Source organism: Variovorax sp. N23, assembly GCF_025486315.1.
Taxonomy (GTDB): domain Bacteria; phylum Pseudomonadota; class Gammaproteobacteria; order Burkholderiales; family Burkholderiaceae_C; genus Variovorax.
In genome coordinates this window covers 37,851-56,090 of the sequence record NZ_JAOOPY010000018.1, presented here as the reverse complement: position 1 = coordinate 56,090, position 18,240 = coordinate 37,851, and the positions used below count along the sequence as shown (strand labels likewise).

Below are 18,240 nucleotides of genomic sequence, written 5' to 3'. Positions count from 1 at the left end.
ATCGATTTTCTTGGTCTAGAGCTTTGGGTGTGTCAGGGCTGCATGTGTCTTGGCCGTCAATCGAGCGAGTGCAGGCCGACGGCGTTGCCCTCGGTGTCGCGCAAGTGGGCGATGAAGCCCATCCCCTGCGGCAGCGCTTCCTTGGGGGAGACGATGGCGCCTCCGGCGGGTGCGATGCGCTCGAGCACGGCATCCAACTGCGTGCAGCTCAGATAGATGCGAATGCCGCAGCCCAGCGGAGCGCTTCCCTTGGCGTTGGCCTGCAGCGCGCCGCCGACGCCGGGCCGCTCGTACTTGAACACGGCCAGCGGTGCACCGCCGAAGTCTTGGCGCTGCAATTGCTGGCCGAGCACGGTTTGGTAGAAGGTCTGCGCGCGGTCCAGGTCGCTGACGGGGATCTCGAACCAGCTGAGGGCGTTTTGCATGATCGACTCGCTTTCGTTTCTGTTGAAGGAGCCGCGATGGTGCACACCGGCTCCTGACAGCGTCTTGTCAGGAGCCTTTCGAGACCGACGAAAAAAAGCCCGCGCGGCCTGCAGGCTGCGCGGGCTCTCTGGAGCCAGGTGCGCCCCTGCCTCAGAGCACTTCGCTCGCAAAGTCCGCCAGCCGCGAACGTTCGCCGCGCGCCAGTGTGATGTGCCCGCTGTGCGGCCAGCCCTTGAACTTGTCGACCGCGAAGGTCAGGCCCGACGAGCCTTCGGTGAGGTAGGGCGTGTCGATTTGCGCCAGGTTGCCCATGCAGATGATCTTGGTGCCGGGGCCCGCACGGGTGATCAGCGTCTTCATCTGCTTGGGCGTCAGATTCTGTGCCTCGTCGATGATCACGTACTTGTTCAGGAATGTGCGCCCGCGCATGAAGTTCATGCTCTTGATCTTGATGCGGCTGCGGATCAACTCGTTGGTGGCCGCCCGGCCCCACTCGCCGGCACCGCCGCCGTCGCCCTTGGCCAGGAATTCGAGGTTGTCGTCCAGCGCGCCCATCCATGGGCCCATCTTCTCTTCCTCGGTGCCGGGCAGGAAGCCGATGTCCTCGCCGACGCTCACCGTCGCGCGGGTCATGATGATCTCGGTGTAGCGCCGGTCGTCGAGCACCTGCGTGAGGCCGGAGGCCAGCGCCATCAGGGTCTTGCCGGTGCCGGCGGTGCCGGTCAGCGTGACGAAGTCGATCTCCGGGTCCATCAGCAGGTTCATCGCGAAGTTCTGCTCGCGGTTGCGCGTGTTCACGCCCCACACCGCGTTCTTGGCCGATGCGTAGTCCTTCAGCGTCTTGAGCACCGCTGTCTTGTCTCGGATCTCGGTGACGCGGGCATACATGCTCGGCTCGCCGGGCGCCTCGAAGTACACGAACTGGTTGATGTACAGGTTCGGCACGATCGGACCGCTGATGCGGTAGAAGGTGCTGCTGCCGCTCTGCCAGCTCTCGACCGTCTTGCTCTGGCGCGTCCAGAAGTCGGCCGGCAACGCGTACGAGCCCGCGTACAGCAGGTCGCCGTCTTCGAGCGTCTTGTCGTTCTGGTAGTCGTCGGTGGCCAATCCCAGGGCACGCGCCTTGACGCGCATGTTGATGTCCTTCGACACCAGCACCACCTCCTGCTTCGGAATGCCCGGGCGGTCTTTGGCGTAGAGGTCGCGCAGGGCCTGCACCACACCCAGGATCTGGTTGTCGGCCTTGCCTTGTGGCAGGCTGGTCGGCAGCGTGTAGTCGAGCGGGGCGGTCTGGAAGAACAGCTTGCCACCCGCCTCGCGGTGGCCCGTCGTGTCGAGCTTGAGGCCCTGGCCGATGTCGGCGTCCTTGGCGCCGGCCAGCGCATCGAGTGTGCGGCTGGTCTGCCGGCCGTTGCGGGCCACCTCGGTCGTGCCCTTCTTGTGGCCGTCCAGCTCTTCCAGCACGATCATCGGCAGGAAGATGTCGTGTTCCTCGAAGCGGAACAGGCACATCGGGTCGTGCAGCAGCACGTTGGTGTCAAGCACGAACAGCTTGGACGGGCCACTCGATTTGGTGCGGCGAGGCCGTGTCGTTTCCTGGGTGCCGCGGTCGGCGCGTGGCCGCACCGCAGGCGGGGCGGTCGGTGTGGGCGCCGATGCGCGTTCTGCACGGACGGGCTGGGGCGTCGGCTCCGGCTTCGGCGCAGGGCGTGGCTTGGTCTCGATTTGCTGCATGGCTTCCGGCGCGGCCGGGTTTCCCGCGCCGGCAGAAGGTCGGTCACGTTCATCGAACAGTTCGAGCGCCCGATGACCGTCGCGCTGTGCATCGTCGGCCGCCCGGCCACCGCGTCGCGGTGCCTTGGCCGACGTGTGTGCCGGCGCGTCGAGCGCGTCCGGCGAAAGAAGGGCTGCACGCTTCGTGGGGGCGGGGGGCAATGGCATGGGGCGGTGTGCTCACAAAAAGTAGGGGCCGGAAAACGAAAAAGCCGCCTGAAGACCCGGGCGGCTTTGTTCGATGGATGCGGTCGTGGAGCTCAACGGCATGCGTTCATTATGCACATCGTGCGTGTCGCGTACGGCGCGCGTGGCGCGCCGCCAACAGGCCTGTGCGAAACCGCACGGCGCAGGGCCTCTGATCAGGCTTCCTTCTTGAGGGTCTTGACGGCCTTGAGCACGTCGTCGACATGGCCGGGCACCTTGAGGCCGCGCCATTCGGCCTTCAGCACGCCGTCGGCACCGATCAGGAAGGTGCTGCGCTCGATGCCCTTGACCTTCTTGCCGTACATGATCTTGTTCTTGACCACGCCGAACATATGGCACATCTTTTCTTCGGTGTCTGCGATGAGCTCGAAGGGAAGCTCGAGCTTGGCCTTGAATTCGTCGTGCGACTTCATGTTGTCGCGGGACACGCCGAAGACGGTGGCGCCGGCCTTCACGAAATCCTTGTAACGATCGCGAAACTGCATCGCCTCGGTGGTGCAGCCTGGCGTGTTGTCCTTCGGATAGAAATACATCACCAGAACGTGCCCGAGGTGCGAGGTGTTCGAGACCTTGAGACCGCCGGTGGCGGTGGACTCGAATTCGGGGATGGGTTTGTTGACAACGATCGCCATGAAACTTGTTTTCTCCGTTGGGTTCCAATCGCTTGCGGCTGCAAGCCGGAGCGTTGGAGGATTGGTCGTTGCTCACTGAGGGCGGATCGCCGGTTCGCAACCCGCTATTTTAACGCGAAATAGCCTCTATTCGCCAGCGTTCGCACGCTCGACGAGCAGCGCCGCCAGGACGTGCCGGCCTTCGCCCGCGAGGATGTTGTAGGTACGGCAGGCCGCGGCGGTGTCCATCGTTTCCAGTCCGGTGCGCTGCGCGATGAGCGGACGTAGCCACGCGGGCTGCGGAAACCGGATGCGGGTGCCGCTGCCGAAGATCACGGTTTCGGCCCCGATTTCCGCCAGTTGCGCGAAGTGCTCGGGGCCGAGTTCGTCGAAGCTCGCGCAGTTCCAGACGAAGCGCTCGCCACGCGAGCCCAGCACGACGCTCTGCTCGACACGCTCGTGATTGATCGCCACCCACCCCGGACCGTGCGCGGTGAGGGTCTGGACGTTGGATTTGTCGGGCTGGAGCTTCATCGGCGCTGGAAGGGAACTGTGGTCAAATTATAGGTTTTCCCCTATGTAGGCGCCCCCTGGAGGGACTTTGAAGCAGCTCAAGAAATCGGCCAAGCTGGCCAACGTGCTCTACGACGTGCGCGGGCCCATCGTCGATGCCGCCCGCCAGATGGAAGAGGACGGCCAGAAGATCATCAAGCTGAACATCGGCAACATGGCGCCGTTCGGCTTCGATGCGCCCGAGGAAATCCAGCAGGACATGATCCGCAACCTGCCGGACTCGGCGGGCTATTCCGACAGCAAGGGCATCTTCGCTGCGCGCAAGGCGGTGATGCACTACACGCAGCAGCAGGGCGTCGAGGGCGTGACGCTCGACGACATCTACCTGGGCAACGGCGCGAGCGAGCTGATCGTGATGGCGACCAACGCGTTGCTCGACGATGGCGACGAGCTGCTCGTGCCGATGCCCGACTACCCGCTGTGGACTGCGGCGGTGTCGCTGTCCGGCGGCAGGCCGGTGCACTACCTCTGCGACGAAGACAACCACTGGCTGCCGAGCCTGGCCGACATCCGCGCCAAGATCACGCCGCGCACGCGCGGCATCGTCGTGATCAACCCGAACAACCCGACGGGCGTGCTGTACCCCGACGATCTGCTGCGCGGCATCGTCGCGATCGCGCGGGAACACAACCTCGTGCTGCTGGTCGACGAGGTCTACGACAAGGTGCTCTACGAGGATGCGAAGCACACGGCCATGGCGAGCCTGTCGACCGACGTGCTCACGCTCACCTTCAACTCGCTGTCGAAGGCGTACCGTTCGTGCGGCTACCGCGCCGGCTGGATGATCGTGTCGGGCCCCAAGGCCGACGCTGCCGACTACATCGAAGGCCTGAACATGCTGGCCAACCTGAAGCTCGGCTCCAACGTGCCGGGCCAGTGGGCGATCCAGACCGCACTCGGCGGCTACCAGAGCATCAACGACCTGGTCAAGCCCGGCGGCCGGCTGCGCCGCCAGCGCGACCTGGCCTACGAACTCATCACCGCGATCCCCGGCGTGAGCTGCGTGAAGCCCGAGGCTGCGCTCTATATGTTCCCGAAGCTCGACCCGGTGATGTATCCCATCGCGGATGACCGCGAATTCTTCATGCAGGTGCTGCGCGAAACGCGGGTGATGCTGGTGCAGGGCTCGGGCTTTAACTTCCCGGACCACCAGCACTTCCGCATCGTGTTCCTCCCGCATGAAGACGACCTGCGCGAGGCCATCGGCCGCATCGCGAAGTTCCTCGAGCGCTACCGCAACCGCAACGCCTGACGCTGTGTCCATCCGGGCGCGACGCTTTCCTGACCTGACTCTCCAAAGAATGAAACCCATCCAAGTAGGCCTGCTCGGCATCGGCACCGTCGGCAGCGGCACCTTCAACGTCCTGCGCCGCAACCAGGAAGAAATCAAGCGCCGTGCCGGCCGCGGCATCGAGATCACGATGGTCGCCGACCTCGACACCGCGCGGGCCCAAGCCGCCGTGGGCGAGGGCGTGCAGGTGGTGGCCGATGCGCGCGCCGTCATCGCCAACCCCGACATCGACATCGTCGTCGAGCTGATCGGCGGCTACGGCATCGCAAAGCAGTTGGTGCTGGAAGCCATCGCGGCCGGCAAGCACGTCGTGACTGCCAACAAGGCGCTGCTCGCGGTGCACGGCACCGAGATCTTCGCGGCGGCCCAGCAGAAGGGCGTGATGGTCGCGTTCGAGGCGGCCGTGGCCGGCGGCATTCCGATCATCAAGGCGCTGCGCGAAGGCCTCACGGCCAACAGCATCCAGTGGATCGCCGGCATCATCAACGGCACCACCAACTTCATCCTGTCCGAGATGCGCGACAAGGGGCTCGACTTCGCCACCGTGCTCAAGGAGGCGCAGCGCCTGGGCTATGCCGAAGCCGACCCGACCTTCGACATCGAAGGTGTCGACGCCGCCCACAAGGTCACGCTGATGAGCGCCATCGCCTTCGGCATCCCGGTGCAGTTCGACAAGGCGCATGTCGAGGGCATCACGAAGCTCGCGGCGCAGGACATCAAGTACGCCGAACAGCTCGGCTACCGGATCAAGCTACTGGGTGTCACGAAGCGTGCGAAGGGCGGCATCGAGCTGCGCGTGCACCCCGCCCTCGTGCCATCGAAGCGACTGCTGGCCAATGTCGAAGGCGCGATGAACGCGGTCGTCGTGCACGGCGATGCCGTGGGCACCACGCTCTACTACGGCAAGGGCGCCGGCAGCGAGCCGACGGCCAGCGCCGTCATTGCCGACCTGGTCGATATCACGCGCCTGCACACCGCCGATGCGGCGCACCGCGTGCCGCACCTGGCCTTCCACCCCAACGCCATGAGCGACGGGCTGAAGGTGGTGCCGATGCGCGAGGTGGTCACCAGCTACTACCTGCGCCTGCGCGTGGCCGACGAGGCCGGCGTGTTGGCCAAGGTCACCGGCCTGCTGGCCGGCGCCGGCATCAGCATCGACGCCGTGCTGCAGCGCGAGGCCGACGAAATCGGCGGTGAAGGCACCGGACCGGATGGGACGCGTGGCATCCCGCAGACCGACCTCATCATCCTCACGCACGACACGCGCGAGGGCACGCTCGACGACGCGATGGCGCAGCTCCAGGCGCTCCCGACGGTGCTGGCCCCGATCGTTCGCATCCGTAAGGAAGAGCTGTCCTGATGCGCTACCTGTCCACCCGCGGCCACCCCGACCGCCGCCGCTTCTGCGACATCCTGCTCGAGGGCCTCGCGCCCGATGGCGGCCTGTACCTGCCCGAGCACTATCCGCAGGTCGATGCCGCCATGCTCGCGAAGTGGCGCACGCTGCCCTACGCCGAACTGGCCTTCGAGATCCTCTCGCTCTACATCGACGACATCCCGCCCGCCGACCTGAAGGCGATGTGCGCGAAGACCTACACGGCCGAGGTCTTCGGCAGCGACGAGATCGTGCCGCTGCGCGAACTGGAAGACGGCGTGTACCTCGAGGGCCTGTCGAACGGCCCGACGCTGGCCTTCAAGGACATGGCGATGCAATTGCTCGGCAACCTGTTCGAGTACGAACTGGGCCGCCGCGGCGAAGAACTCAACATCCTGGGCGCGACCAGTGGCGATACCGGCAGCGCGGCGGAGTATGCGATGCGCGGCAAGAAGGGCGTGCGCGTCTTCATGACCTCGCCGGACGGCCGCATGAGCCCTTTCCAGCAGGCGCAGATGTTCAGCCTGCAGGACGCCAACATCCACAACATTGCGATCGCCGGTGTGTTCGACGACTGCCAGGACATCGTGAAGGCCGTGTCGAACGACCTCGGCTTCAAGCGCAAGTACCGCATCGGCACGGTCAACTCGATCAACTGGGCGCGCCTGCTGGCGCAGGTCGTCTATTACTTCGCCGGATATTTTCAAGCGACACCGGCCCCCACGCTCGGCACTGGCGTGTCCTCGCTGCCCCCCGAGGGGGCTCTTTCGTCTCGGGGCGGCCCAGCGACGAAAGGCAAGGACGACAAGCAGGTCAGCTTCACCGTGCCCTCGGGCAACTTCGGCAACGTCTGCGCCGGCCACGTGGCCCGCATGATGGGCCTGCCGATCCGCACGCTGGTGGTGGCCACCAACGAGAACGACGTGCTCGACGAATTTTTCCGTACCGGCGTCTACCGTGTGCGGGCTGCGGCCGACACGCACGAGACATCGAGCCCGTCGATGGACATCAGCAAGGCCAGCAACTTCGAGCGCTTCGTGTTCGACCTGCTCGGCCGCGACGGCGCCCGCACCCGCGCGCTGTTCCAGGACGAACTCGGCCGCAGCGGCCGCTTCGACCTGAGCGCCGATCCGGTCTTCGCGCAGGCCGCGGCGCGCTTCGGCTTCGTCAGCAGCCGCAGCACGCACGCCGACCGCCTGGCCACCATCCGCGACACCGACAAGCGCTTCGCCGTGCTCATCGACACGCACACGGCCGATGGCCTGAAGGCGGCGCGCGAGCACATCGTGCCAGGCGTGCCGATGGTCGTGCTCGAGACCGCGCTGCCGATCAAGTTCGCGGCGACCATCGTCGAGGCGCTGGGCCATGAGCCCGACCGGCCCGCCCGCTTCGAGGGCATCGAGGCGCTGCCCAAGCGCGTCGTCAAGCTCCCGGCCGACGCGGAAGCCGTCAAGGCCTACATCGCGCAGCACTGCGACGAATGACCTCGCCGACCATCGCATGAACGTCATCGGCTTTGCCGGCTATTCCGGCGCAGGCAAGACCACCCTGGTCGAGCGATTGATCCCCGTGCTCCGCCTGCAGGGCCAGCGCGTGTCGGTGGTCAAGCATGCGCACCACAAGTTCGACATCGACCACCCCGGCAAGGACACCTACCGCCACCGGGAGGCGGGTGCCTTCGAGGTGGTGGTGGCGTCCGACCGTCGGCTGGCGCTGCTGCGCGAGTTCGAGCAGCCGGCCCAGCTGTCGGTGCACCACCTCATCGCCGAGCTCTACGACGGCGTCGACTGGGTGCTGGTGGAAGGCTTCAAGCACAGCGACCTGCACAAGGTCGAGATCTGGCGCGAGCCCGCTGCCGGCGAGCCGCCTCGGCCGGCGCAGTACGGCGACGACCCCTTCATCGTCGCGCTGGCCACCGACACCCCGAACGACTTGCCGCGGCCGACCCTGATCCCGGTGTTCGATATCGACGACGTCGATGCGCTCGGCCAGTGGCTGCTCGACAATGCCCATCGTTTCGAATACCGAGCCGACGACCATGTCCCGACCCTCTGAACGCCCTCCGCTGATGCCCCTGGACGAGGCCTTGGCGAGCCTGCTCGCCAAGGCCGAGCCGCGGCTGGACAACGAAAGCGTGTCGACCTTCGAAGCCGATGGCCGCGTGCTGGCGCAGGACGTGGAGTCCGGCCTCACCGTGCCGCCGCGCGACAACAGCTCGATGGACGGCTACGCCGTGCGCGCGGCCGATTGCGCCACGGCCGGGGCGGTGCTGACGGTCGCGCAGCGCATTCCGGCGGGCAGCGTCGGCACGCCATTGGCGGCCGGCACCGCGGCGCGCATCTTCACCGGCGCGCAGATTCCCGAAGGCGCCGACGCGGTGGTCATGCAGGAAGACACCGGCGCACTGCCCGAAGACGGCTCGCTCGGTCGGGTGCGCATCGACATGGTGCCGGCCGCCGGCCAGTGGATCCGCCGTGCCGGCGAGGACGTGGCCGCCGGCGACGTCGTGCTGGCGCGCGGCGAGCGCCTGACGCCTGCGGCGCTCGGCCTGGCCGCCAGCGTCGGCTTCGACCGCCTTCAGGTCGCGCGCCGACCGCGCGTCGTGCTGCTGTCGACCGGCGACGAATTGGTCATGCCGGGCGAGGTCGCGCCCGAGGCCATGAAGCCCGGCGCGATCTACAACTCCAACCGCTTCTTCATGCGCGCCCTGCTCACGCGCCTGGGCTGCGACGTGAGCGACCTGGGCATCGTGCCGGACCGGCGCGACGCCACCATCGACGCGCTGCGCACCGCGGCCGAGCACCACGACCTGATCGTCACCACCGGCGGCGTGTCGGTCGGCGAGGAAGACCACATCAAGGCGGCCGTCGAGGCGCTGGGCGAACTGCAGCTGTGGTCGCTCTCGATGAAGCCCGGCAAGCCCTTCGCCTACGGCCGCATCGGCAACGCGCATGTGACCGGGCTACCCGGCAACCCGGTGTCGAGCTTCCTCACCTTCCTGCTGCTGGTGCGGCCCTTTCTGCTGACGCTGCAGGGCGCCACGCGGGTCGCGCCGGAGCCGGTCGCGATGCGCGCCGACTTCGACTGGCCGCGCGCCGACCGCCGCCGCGAGTTCCTGCGCGCGCGCCGCAACGCCGCAGGCGGGCTCGACCTGTTCCCCAACCAGAGTTCCGGCGTGCTCACCTCGGCCGTCTGGGGCGACGGCGTGATCGACACGCCGGCGGGGCAGTCCTTCCGGAAGGGCGATACCGTGCAGTTCATTTCCTTCGCCTCCCTGCTGGCTTGACGCGATGAAGATCGACATCCGCTATTTCGCCTCCGTGCGCGAGGCCCTCGGCAACGGCGAAAGCGTCGACACGAAAGCCGCCACCCTAGCCGAACTGCGCGACGAACTCATCGCCCGCGGCGGCCCGCATACCGGCGCACTGGCGCGCGGCAAGGCGGTGCGCATGGCGATGGACCAGGTCATGCGCCCGGAGTCGACGGCGCTGCGCGACGGCAGCGAGGTGGCTTTTTTCCCGCCCGTGACCGGCGGCTAATCCAGCAATTCGACGGCGACGCGCAGACGTTCGCGCAGCGCCACGCTGGCGGGCGTCATGGGAGCGCGAAGTTCATCGTGCAGCGCGCCGCCGCGTGCCAGCATTGCCTTCACGGGTGCGGGGTTGGGCTCTGCAAAGCAAAGCGCAATCAGTGGGCGCAGCGAGCGCCAGATTTCGCGGGCATCGGCGAACCGACCTTCGGTGAGCAGGTGCAGCAGTCGCACGAAGTGCGCTGTGTGCAGATGTGCGCTGGCTGCGATGGCACCTGCGCCGCCCTCGGCCAGTGTCGCGAAGATCTGCGCGTCTTCACCCGCGAGAACCTGCAGACGGCGGTCAACGATCAGTGCGTGCGTCTTAGACGGATCGCCGCCGCAGTCCTTCACGGCGCGAATCTTCGGATGAGCGGCCAATGCGAGCAAGGTCTCCGTCGACATCGTCGCGCCCGTGCGATAGGGGATGTCGTAGATCAGGATCGGCAGGGAGCTCGCTTCGGCGATGGCACGGAACCAGAGCAGTAGTCCTTCCTGCGTGGGGCGGATGTAGCTGGGCGCCGGCACCAGCAGCCCCGCCAGCGGTTCGGCAGTCAAGCGCCGTACCCAGGCCAGGGTCTTCTCAAGGTGGCTGCCGGAAATGCCCATGATCCGCGGCACATCCGGAGCCGCGTCGGCTACGGTGGCCAGCACCGCCAGCTGCTCCGCTTCTTCGAGGGCGGCCGCCTCGCCGGTCGAGCCGCACACGACAAAGCCGACAATGCCGGTGGGCGCGAGATGGCGCACCAATGCATCGAGGGCCGGGTAGTCGACAGCGTGATCACGAAACGGTGTGATCAAAGGAATCCAGAGGCCCGAGAAGTCGGGTTGCTGCGGGGAAGGGGTGGAAAGGCGGGACACGCATGCTCCTTGCGGAAGCGACCGATGGAAGAACCACCGTCGGATGCGCGTGCGCCACGGGCTACAGCCTGAGCCTTACCGGTTCCGTCGCTCATCCGACGACGGAACCGCAGCTCCGGTCAGACGAGCTGTGGTTTTTTGGCTTTGCCGTTCCGGCGCACGCAGCCCCGGCCTTCGGTTGAAGGCGAGAGGGAATGCGAAGTGCAGGAGGGCATGACCGGAGTCTATCGCGATGCCACAATTCGACGATGACCAGCCCCCGCGTTGCCATCCAGACCGACGACTTCGACCTGCAGCACGAGATCGCCGCGCTGCGCGCCGGCGACACGCGCGTGGGTGCCGTCTGCAGCTTCATCGGCACCGTGCGCGACAGAAATAGTGCCCCCACGCTCGGCACTGACGTGTCCTCGCTGCCCCCCGAGGGGGTGCTTTCGCCTTGGGGCGGCCCGGCGGCGAAAGACGGCAGCAGCACCATCACCTCGATGGAGCTCGAGCATTACCCGGGGATGACCGAGAAGGCCATCGAGGCCATGATCGACGAGGCGCACCGCCGCTTCGACATCCTCGGCGCGCGCGTGGTGCACCGCGTCGGCCTGCTGCAGCCGCTCGACCAGATCATGATGGTCGCCGTGGTCTCGGCGCACCGGGGCCAGAGTTTCCAGGCCTGCGAGTTCCTGATGGACTACCTCAAGACGCAGGCGCCGTTCTGGAAAAAGGAACGGACGCCCGAAGGCGCCCGTTGGGTCGATGCACGCGTCGCGGACGACGCGGCCCTGGCGCGCTGGGGCATCGATGCCCCGAACGCCTGAAGCGTCTACTGGGGCTTGAATCCGCTGGCTTGGATGATCTTTTCCCAGGCGCTGGTGTAGGTGCGCACGCGGCCGGCGAACTGGCCTTGCGATTCGTACGCGACGTTCAGGCCCATGTCGGTCAGCTTCTTCTTCACGTCGGGCATGGCCAGCACCTTCTGCAGCGCGGTGCCGAACTTGTCGATCATCGGCTGGGGCGTGCCCACCGGCGCGAACACGCCGTAATAGGGGTAGTCGTCCAGGTTCGCGAAGCCCAGCTCGGTGAAGGTCGGGATCTGCGGCAGCAGCGGCTGGCGCTTGGCGCCGATGACGGCCACGATGTGCACCTTGCCGGCCTTGTGGTTCTCGATGAAGTCGGGCACCGAGGCGATGCCGGCGGTGATCTGGTTGCCCAGCATGTCGGCCGTCATCGGGGCGCTGCCGCGGTAGGGGGCGGCCTGCAGGTCGAGCTTGTACTTCTCGCCGATCAGCTTGACCAGGAACTCGGGGATCGAGCCGGGGGCCGGCACACCAATGGTTTCCTTGCCGCCGCGCTGGGTTTGCACCCACTTCACGTAGTCGTCCATGGTCTTGGCCGGCGTGCCGCCGGACACGGCCAGCACGTTGGCGAAGGTGGCGAAGCCGGCCACGGGCACGAAGTCGGCAGCGGGGTTGAAGCCCGGGTTCTTGACGACCTGCGGCAGGATGGAGATGCTGTGGTCGTGCGTCAGGAACAGCGTGTGGCCGTCGGCCGGCGCGGCCTTCAGGGCCTGGGCGGCGATCTGGCCGCCGGCACCGGCGCGGTTCTCGACCACCACGGGAGCGCCCAGTTCGTCCTTGAGCTTTTCGCCGAGTGCGCGTGCGATGGCGTCGCTGCCGGCACCGGCGGGGAAGCCCACCAGCAGCCGGATCGGCGTGCCGTTGCCTTGCGCTTGCGCAAAGCCCGACAGGCCCAGGGCCGCTACAAAGAGGCCGAGCGTCAGCGCCCGGCGGGCCGGTTGAACACGCTGCGTTGAAAGAACCATGATCGACTCCAATCCAATGAGGTAAGTGGGCGACGGCTGCAATAGCCGTGCCTGATTTTGTTCGTGCTCTTGAACGGTGCGCGAACAGTCCTATTTTGAATGCAGGAATCACACACCATGCGCCAAGACAAACTCACCACCAAGTTCCAGGAAGCCCTGGGCGATGCGCAATCGCTCGCGCTGGGCAACGACAACGCCTACATCGAGCCGGTCCACCTGCTCGCGGCCATGCTGCGCCAGGACGAGGGTCCGCGCGCGCTGCTCGAGCGCGCCGGCGTCAACGTGCCGGGCCTCACGCAGGCGGCCGAAGCCGCGATCAAGAAACTGCCGCAGGTGCAGGGCGGGGAGGCCGTGCAGGTCGGCAACGAGCTCAACAAGCTGCTGCAGGCGACCGAGAAGGAAGCCATCAAGCGCAATGACCAGTTCATCGCGGGCGAGCTGTACCTGCTGGCCGTGGCTGATTCCAAGGCCGATGTCGGCAACCTCGCGCGCGCCAACGGCATGACGCGCAAGTCGCTCGAAGCCGCCATCGACGCGGTGCGCGGCGGGCAGGGCGTGAACAGCGCCGACGCCGAGGGCCAGCGCGAGGCACTCAAGAAGTACTGCATGGACCTGACCGAGCGCGCGCGCCTGGGCAAGCTCGATCCGGTGATCGGCCGCGACGAGGAAATCCGCCGCGCCATCCAGGTGCTGCAGCGCCGCACCAAGAACAACCCCGTGCTCATCGGTGAACCCGGCGTGGGCAAGACCGCCATCGTCGAAGGGCTGGCGCAGCGCATCGTCGCGGGCGAGGTGCCCGATTCGCTCAAGGGCAAGCGCGTGCTCTCGCTCGACATGGCCGCGCTGCTCGCGGGTGCCAAGTTCCGCGGCGAGTTCGAGGAGCGCCTCAAGAGCGTGCTGAACGAACTCGCCAAGGACGAGGGCCAGACCATCGTCTTCATCGACGAGCTCCACACCATGGTCGGCGCCGGCAAGGCCGAGGGCGCCATGGACGCGGGCAACATGCTCAAGCCGGCCCTCGCGCGCGGCGAGCTGCACTGCGTCGGCGCGACCACGCTCGACGAATACCGCAAGTACATCGAGAAGGACGCCGCGCTGGAGCGCCGCTTCCAGAAGATCCTCGTGGGCGAGCCCAGCGTGGAGGCGACCATCGCCATCCTGCGCGGCCTGCAGGAGAAGTACGAGGTGCACCATGGCGTCGACATCACCGACCCGGCGATCGTCGCCGCGGCCGAGTTGAGCGACCGCTACATCACCGACCGCTTCCTGCCCGACAAGGCGATCGACCTGATCGACGAGGCCGCGGCCAAGATCAAGATCGAGATGGACTCCAAGCCCGAGGTGATGGACCGGCTCGACCGCCGCCTGATCCAGCTGCAGATCGAGCGCGAGGCCGTGCGCCGCGAGAAGGACGAAGCGTCGGTCAAGCGCTTCGGCCTGATCGAGGACGAGATCGCCAAGCTGCAGAAGGAGATCGCCGACTACGACGAGATCTGGCAGGCCGAAAAGGCCCAGGCCCAGGGCAGCGCGACCGTGCGCGAAGACATCGACAAGATCAAGTTCCAGATCGAGGAGTGGAAGCGCAAGGGCGATTTCAACAAGGTTGCCGAGCTGCAGTACGGCCAACTGCCGGCGCTGGAGAAGCGCCTGAAGGAAGCGCAGGAGAGCGAGACCAACAAGGTCAAGTCCAGCGCCCCCACGCTGCTGCGTACGCAGGTCGGCGCCGAAGAGATCGCCGAGGTGGTGGCGCGCGCCACCGGCATCCCGGTCGCCAAGCTGATGCAGGGCGAACGCGACAAGCTGCTCGTGATGGAAGACAAGCTGCACGAGCGCGTGGTCGGCCAGGACGAGGCCATCGGTGCGGTCGCGAATGCGATCCGCCGCTCACGCTCGGGTTTGAGCGACCCGAACCGCCCGACCGGCTCCTTCCTGTTCCTCGGCCCGACCGGCGTGGGCAAGACCGAGCTGTGCAAGGCGTTGGCCGGCTTCCTGTTCGACAGCGAAGACCACCTGATCCGCGTCGACATGAGCGAGTTCATGGAGAAGCACTCCGTCGCTCGCCTGATCGGCGCGCCGCCCGGCTACGTGGGCTACGAGGAAGGCGGCTACCTGACCGAAGCCGTGCGCCGCAAGCCCTACAGCGTGCTGCTGCTCGACGAGGTCGAGAAGGCACACCCGGACGTGTTCAACATCCTGCTGCAGGTGCTCGACGACGGCCGCCTGACCGATGGCCAGGGCCGCACCGTGAACTTCAAGAACACGGTGATCGTCATGACCAGCAACATCGGCTCGCCGATCATCCAGGCGATGGTGGGCAAGCCGAGCCAGGACATCAAGGACGCGGTGTGGGACGAGCTGAAGAACTACTTCCGCCCCGAGTTCCTCAACCGCATCGACGAGACGGTGGTGTTCCACGCGCTCGACGCGAAGAACATCGAGTCGATCGCGGCGATCCAGTTGAAGGTGCTGCAGGCGCGGCTTGCGAAGATGGATCTGTATCTGGACGTGTCGCCGGCAGCGTTGGCGGAGATCGCCAAGGTCGGCTTCGACCCGGTGTTCGGTGCGCGGCCGCTCAAGCGGGCGATCCAGCAGCGCATCGAGAACCCGCTGAGCAAGCTGCTGCTCGACGGCAGCTTCGGGCCGAAGGACACGATCCGGGTCGAGACCGACCCGATCCAGTCGCCGGGCCAGTTCTCGTTCACGAAGGGTGGGGAACCATCGGCCGAGGCTCTGGCCTAATGCCGATGATGAATTTCATCCTCCGCTTCATCCTCTTCTGCCTGGGGCTGGTTTTCGCGGCCAGCCTGGCCGTGGCGGTGCTGCTGCTGGCGGCCTTCTGGGGCCTGCGCTACGGCTGGGCGCGCCTCACCGGCCAGCCGGTCACGCCGTGGGTCATGCGCTTCAATCCGCGCAGCGGTTTCGACCGCTTCCGCGCGGCGCAGCGCCCGGACGAGCCGACCGCGGCCGACGTGGTCAGTGCCCGTGCCCGCGGCGAATCCGCGCGCAGCCCGGTCGCCCTGGGCGACGTGGGGGAGGTGACCGACGTCCGGGCCCGCCCCGCCACGCGCGGCGACTGAGCCCCGCGGCCGGCCTGATCAGCCGACGTAGAGCCGCTCGATCTCGGCCGCGTAGCTCCTGTAGATGGCCGAGCGCCGCACCTTCATGGTCGCGGTGACGTCGCCGTCGTCGTGGTCCAGTTCCTTGGCGAGCAGGTGGAAGCGGCGGATGTGCGACACCTGCGCCAGCCTGCCGTTGCCTCGCACCACCTCGTCGCCGATCAGCTTCAGCACGTCGGCATGCTCGGTGAGCGAGCGGAAGTTCGTGAAGGGAATGCGCTGCGCCTCGGCCCACTTGCCGACCGTCTCGTAGTCGATCTGGATCAGCGCGCCGACGAACTTGCGGCCCTCGGCCACGATCACGCATTCCTTGATGTAGGGGCTGCCCTTCATGGTGTTCTCGATCTCCGAGGGCGTGAGGTTCTTGCCGCCGGCGGTGATCATGATGTCCTTGAGCCGGTCGACGATGCGCAGGTGGCCGTTCGGCTCCTGCCGCACCACGTCGCCGGTGTGCAGCCAGCCGTCGCGGATCGATTGCGTCGTGGCCTCGTCGTTCTTGTAGTAGCCGGCGAAGACCATGTCGCCGCGCAGCAGCAGCTCGCCGTTGTCGGCCACGCGATGTTCCACGCCCAGCGTCGGCGGGCCGACGGTGCCGACCACCACATCGACGGGCCGGTGGCCGGTGACCATGCCGCTCGATTCGGTCAAGCCGTACACCTCGACCAGCGGCACGCCCAGCGTGCGAAAGAAGCGCACCACGTCCGGCGGAATCGGCGCCGCGCCGGTCAGCGCGACCTTCACGCGGCGCAGGCCGATGAAGTTCTGCAGCGCGCGCAGCACCAGCCAGTAGCTCGCAGCGTGCGCGATGCGGTCGGTCAGTGACCATTCCGCGCGCGGCCGGGCGGCAAGTGTCTCGCAGCGCTTCCAGGCGCCGTCGAACAGCGCGCGCTGCAGGCGGCCGGTCTCCTGCAGCTTGATGCTGATCGACGCGTGCAGCTTCTCCCAGATGCGCGGCACACCGAGGAAGATGCTGGGCGCGACCTCGCGCAGGTCTTCCTGCACGGTGCGGATCGATTCGCCGAAATTCACCTGCGAGCCGAGGTACACCGGTACGAAGGCCGTCAGCATCTGCTCGGCCACGTGGCACAGCGGCAGGTACGACAGGTGCGTGGTGTCGGCGTCGAGGCCGAGCCGGTCGACGATGCCCGGCACCACGCCGCGGATGTTGCGGTACGACAGCATCGCGCCCTTGGGCTTGCCGGTCGACCCCGAGGTGTAGATCATCAGCCCGATGTCGTCGAGCGTCTGCGCGGCGAGCGCCGCGTCGACCAGCGCACCGCCGCCTTGCACGGCCGACGCGGCACCGAGCCGCTCGACCTCGGCGAAGGTCGTCACCTTGTCGCGATGCGCCGGCGCCAGGTTGCGCAGGCCCTTGGTCTCGATCACGACGATGCGGCGCAGGCGCGGCAGCCCGTCGAGCGACTCGATCACCTTGTCGGTTTGCTCCTGGTCTTCGCACACGATCACTTCGATGTCAGCATGGCCGACCACGTACGCGACTTCGCTCGCCGGGCTGGTCGGGTAGACGCCGACGGTCACGCCACCGACCAGGCCGGTGCCCATCTGCGCCAGGACCCACTCGGTGCGGTTCTCCGACAGCACGCCGACATGGCCGCCGGCCGCGAGCCCGATCGCGCGCAGGCCGAGCCCGACGTGCATCGCGCGATCGGCATAGGCCTGCCAGCTCAGCGGCTTCCAGATGCCGAAGTCCTTTTGCCGGATCGCGACCTTGGCGGGCGTGCGCCGCGCCTGCTCGCGCAGCATCTGCGGCAGGGTGAGATCGGGGAGGGTGACGTTCATGACAGCCACCGCTTGCGCCGCTTGTAGTGCTTGATGGCCTTGAAGCTGCGCGCCTCGCCGCTGCCGCCCACGCCCAGGTAGAACTCCCGCACGTCGGGGTCCGACGCGAGCCGCTCCGCGCTGCCGTCGATCACGATCTTGCCGTTCTCCATGATGTAGCCGCGATGCGCCACGGCCAGCGCGACGGTCGCGTTCTGTTCCACCAGCAGCATCGACACGCCGCGCTCCGCATTGATGCGCGCGATGATGGTGAAGATGTCCTCGACCAGCTTGGGCGAGAGGCCCAGCGAGGGTTCGTCGAGCAGGATGAGTTGCGGCTGCGCGACCAGCGCGCGGCCGATGGCCAGCATCTGCTGCTCGCCACCGGAGAGATAGCCGGCCAGGCCCTTGCGGCGCTCGTGCAGGCGGGGGAAGTAGCTGTACACCGCGTCGAAGTCGGGCCTGGCATCCTTGCGGCCGGTCAGCGCGTAGGTCGCGGCGACCAGGTTCTCCTCGATCGTCAGGTCCTCGAAAACGCGGCGGCCTTCCATCACATGGCTGAGCCCGTCGCGCACCAGCTGCTGCGGCAGCCGGTCGGCCGTGCTGCGCCCGTTGAACTCGATGCGGCCGGCCTCGACCTCGCCGTCTTCCAGCGCGAGCAGGCCCGAGATCGCCTTCAGCGTGGTCGACTTGCCCGCGCCGTTGCTGCCCAGCAGCGCGACGATCTCGCCGCGCGGCACGGCCAGCGACAGGCCGCGCAGCACCTGCACCACCTTGTTGTAGACGACTTCGATGTTGTTCACACCGAGGACGATCTCGCCCGCCATGACCGCGCCTGCTTCCATCG

The 18,240-nt window shown here is 67.1% G+C and carries 17 protein-coding genes; 9 read left to right on the top strand and 8 right to left on the bottom strand.

Annotated features, from left to right (window positions below; all coding sequences use genetic code 11):
* Positions 1 to 56: 56 nt before the first annotated feature.
* The 4 genes from N8A90_RS22210 to N8A90_RS22195 all read right to left on the bottom strand — a co-directional run bounded on the left by N8A90_RS22210 (position 57) and on the right by N8A90_RS22195 (position 3,551).
* Positions 57 to 425, bottom strand: coding sequence for a VOC family protein (locus tag N8A90_RS22210; protein WP_262077399.1), 369 nt, complete (start codon positions 423 to 425; stop codon positions 57 to 59).
* 151 nt (positions 426 to 576) lie between these two features.
* Positions 577 to 2,367: a PhoH family protein gene (locus N8A90_RS22205; protein WP_262077398.1), complete on the bottom strand. Its 1,791-nt coding sequence runs from the start codon at positions 2,365 to 2,367 to the stop codon at positions 577 to 579.
* A 194-nt stretch (positions 2,368 to 2,561) separates the two neighbouring features.
* Entirely contained in the window at positions 2,562 to 3,038 is a 477-nt protein-coding gene (locus tag N8A90_RS22200) for a peroxiredoxin (RefSeq protein ID WP_262077397.1), read from the bottom strand.
* Positions 3,039 to 3,164: 126 nt separating this feature from the next.
* Positions 3,165 to 3,551 (bottom strand): Mth938-like domain-containing protein, encoded by a 387-nt coding sequence (locus tag N8A90_RS22195; RefSeq protein WP_262077396.1) that lies wholly within the window; start codon positions 3,549 to 3,551, stop codon positions 3,165 to 3,167.
* Positions 3,552 to 3,618: 67 nt separating this feature from the next.
* Between N8A90_RS22195 and N8A90_RS22190 the strand changes: the two genes are divergently transcribed.
* Genes N8A90_RS22190 through moaD form a run of 6 tightly spaced genes read left to right on the top strand, consistent with a single transcriptional unit; the run spans position 3,619 to position 9,795 of the window.
* A complete protein-coding gene (locus N8A90_RS22190) occupies positions 3,619 to 4,842 on the top strand; it encodes a pyridoxal phosphate-dependent aminotransferase (protein ID WP_262077395.1) in 1,224 nt (407 codons plus the stop codon).
* A 49-nt stretch (positions 4,843 to 4,891) separates the two neighbouring features.
* Positions 4,892 to 6,241 carry a homoserine dehydrogenase gene (locus N8A90_RS22185; protein WP_262077393.1) on the top strand — a complete coding sequence of 450 codons (1,350 nt, stop codon included), beginning with the start codon at positions 4,892 to 4,894 and terminating at the stop codon, positions 6,239 to 6,241.
* Positions 6,241 to 7,740, top strand: a complete 1,500-nt coding sequence (locus N8A90_RS22180; RefSeq protein ID WP_262077392.1) for a threonine synthase — start codon at positions 6,241 to 6,243, stop codon at positions 7,738 to 7,740. The genes N8A90_RS22185 and N8A90_RS22180 overlap by 1 nt, the downstream gene beginning before the upstream one ends.
* A 16-nt stretch (positions 7,741 to 7,756) precedes the next feature.
* Positions 7,757 to 8,311: a molybdopterin-guanine dinucleotide biosynthesis protein B gene (gene mobB, locus N8A90_RS22175; RefSeq protein ID WP_262077391.1), complete on the top strand. Its 555-nt coding sequence runs from the start codon at positions 7,757 to 7,759 to the stop codon at positions 8,309 to 8,311.
* A complete protein-coding gene (gene glp, locus N8A90_RS22170) occupies positions 8,295 to 9,542 on the top strand; it encodes a gephyrin-like molybdotransferase Glp (RefSeq protein ID WP_262077390.1) in 1,248 nt (415 codons plus the stop codon). Before mobB ends, glp begins: the two co-directional genes overlap by 17 nt.
* Before the next feature lie 4 nt (positions 9,543 to 9,546).
* The gene (moaD, locus tag N8A90_RS22165) at positions 9,547 to 9,795 is read left to right on the top strand and encodes a molybdopterin converting factor subunit 1 (protein WP_262077389.1); all 249 of its coding nucleotides are present in this window, start codon (positions 9,547 to 9,549) and stop codon (positions 9,793 to 9,795) included.
* Here the strand turns inward: moaD and dapA are convergent.
* Complete coding sequence (gene dapA / locus N8A90_RS22160; RefSeq protein WP_262077387.1) at positions 9,792 to 10,685, bottom strand: 4-hydroxy-tetrahydrodipicolinate synthase; 894 nt, start codon at positions 10,683 to 10,685, stop codon at positions 9,792 to 9,794. The genes moaD and dapA overlap by 4 nt on opposite strands.
* A 248-nt stretch (positions 10,686 to 10,933) precedes the next feature.
* Here dapA and N8A90_RS22155 point away from each other — a divergent pair, with 248 nt between their 5' ends.
* Positions 10,934 to 11,494, top strand: coding sequence for a molybdenum cofactor biosynthesis protein MoaE (locus tag N8A90_RS22155; protein WP_262077386.1), 561 nt, complete (start codon positions 10,934 to 10,936; stop codon positions 11,492 to 11,494).
* 5 nt (positions 11,495 to 11,499) lie between these two features.
* Here N8A90_RS22155 and N8A90_RS22150 read toward each other — a convergent pair whose 3' ends face one another.
* The gene (locus tag N8A90_RS22150) at positions 11,500 to 12,498 is read right to left on the bottom strand and encodes a Bug family tripartite tricarboxylate transporter substrate binding protein (RefSeq protein ID WP_262077385.1); all 999 of its coding nucleotides are present in this window, start codon (positions 12,496 to 12,498) and stop codon (positions 11,500 to 11,502) included.
* A 117-nt stretch (positions 12,499 to 12,615) separates the two neighbouring features.
* Here N8A90_RS22150 and clpB point away from each other — a divergent pair, with 117 nt between their 5' ends.
* A complete protein-coding gene (clpB, locus tag N8A90_RS22145; RefSeq protein ID WP_262077384.1) occupies positions 12,616 to 15,237 on the top strand; it encodes an ATP-dependent chaperone ClpB in 2,622 nt (873 codons plus the stop codon).
* Positions 15,238 to 15,245: 8 nt separating this feature from the next.
* Positions 15,246 to 15,575 carry a hypothetical protein gene (locus N8A90_RS22140; protein ID WP_262077382.1) on the top strand — a complete coding sequence of 110 codons (330 nt, stop codon included), beginning with the start codon at positions 15,246 to 15,248 and terminating at the stop codon, positions 15,573 to 15,575.
* An 18-nt stretch (positions 15,576 to 15,593) separates the two neighbouring features.
* On the opposite strand, the gene N8A90_RS22135 is transcribed toward N8A90_RS22140, so the two are convergent.
* On the bottom strand, positions 15,594 to 17,414 hold the full coding sequence (locus N8A90_RS22135; RefSeq protein ID WP_262077381.1) for an AMP-dependent synthetase/ligase: 1,821 nt from the start codon (positions 17,412 to 17,414) through the stop codon (positions 15,594 to 15,596).
* Positions 17,411 to 18,238 carry an ABC transporter ATP-binding protein gene (locus tag N8A90_RS22130; protein ID WP_262077380.1) on the bottom strand — a complete coding sequence of 276 codons (828 nt, stop codon included), beginning with the start codon at positions 18,236 to 18,238 and terminating at the stop codon, positions 17,411 to 17,413. Before N8A90_RS22130 ends, N8A90_RS22135 begins: the two co-directional genes overlap by 4 nt.
* Between the last annotated feature and the right edge of the window lie 2 nt (positions 18,239 to 18,240).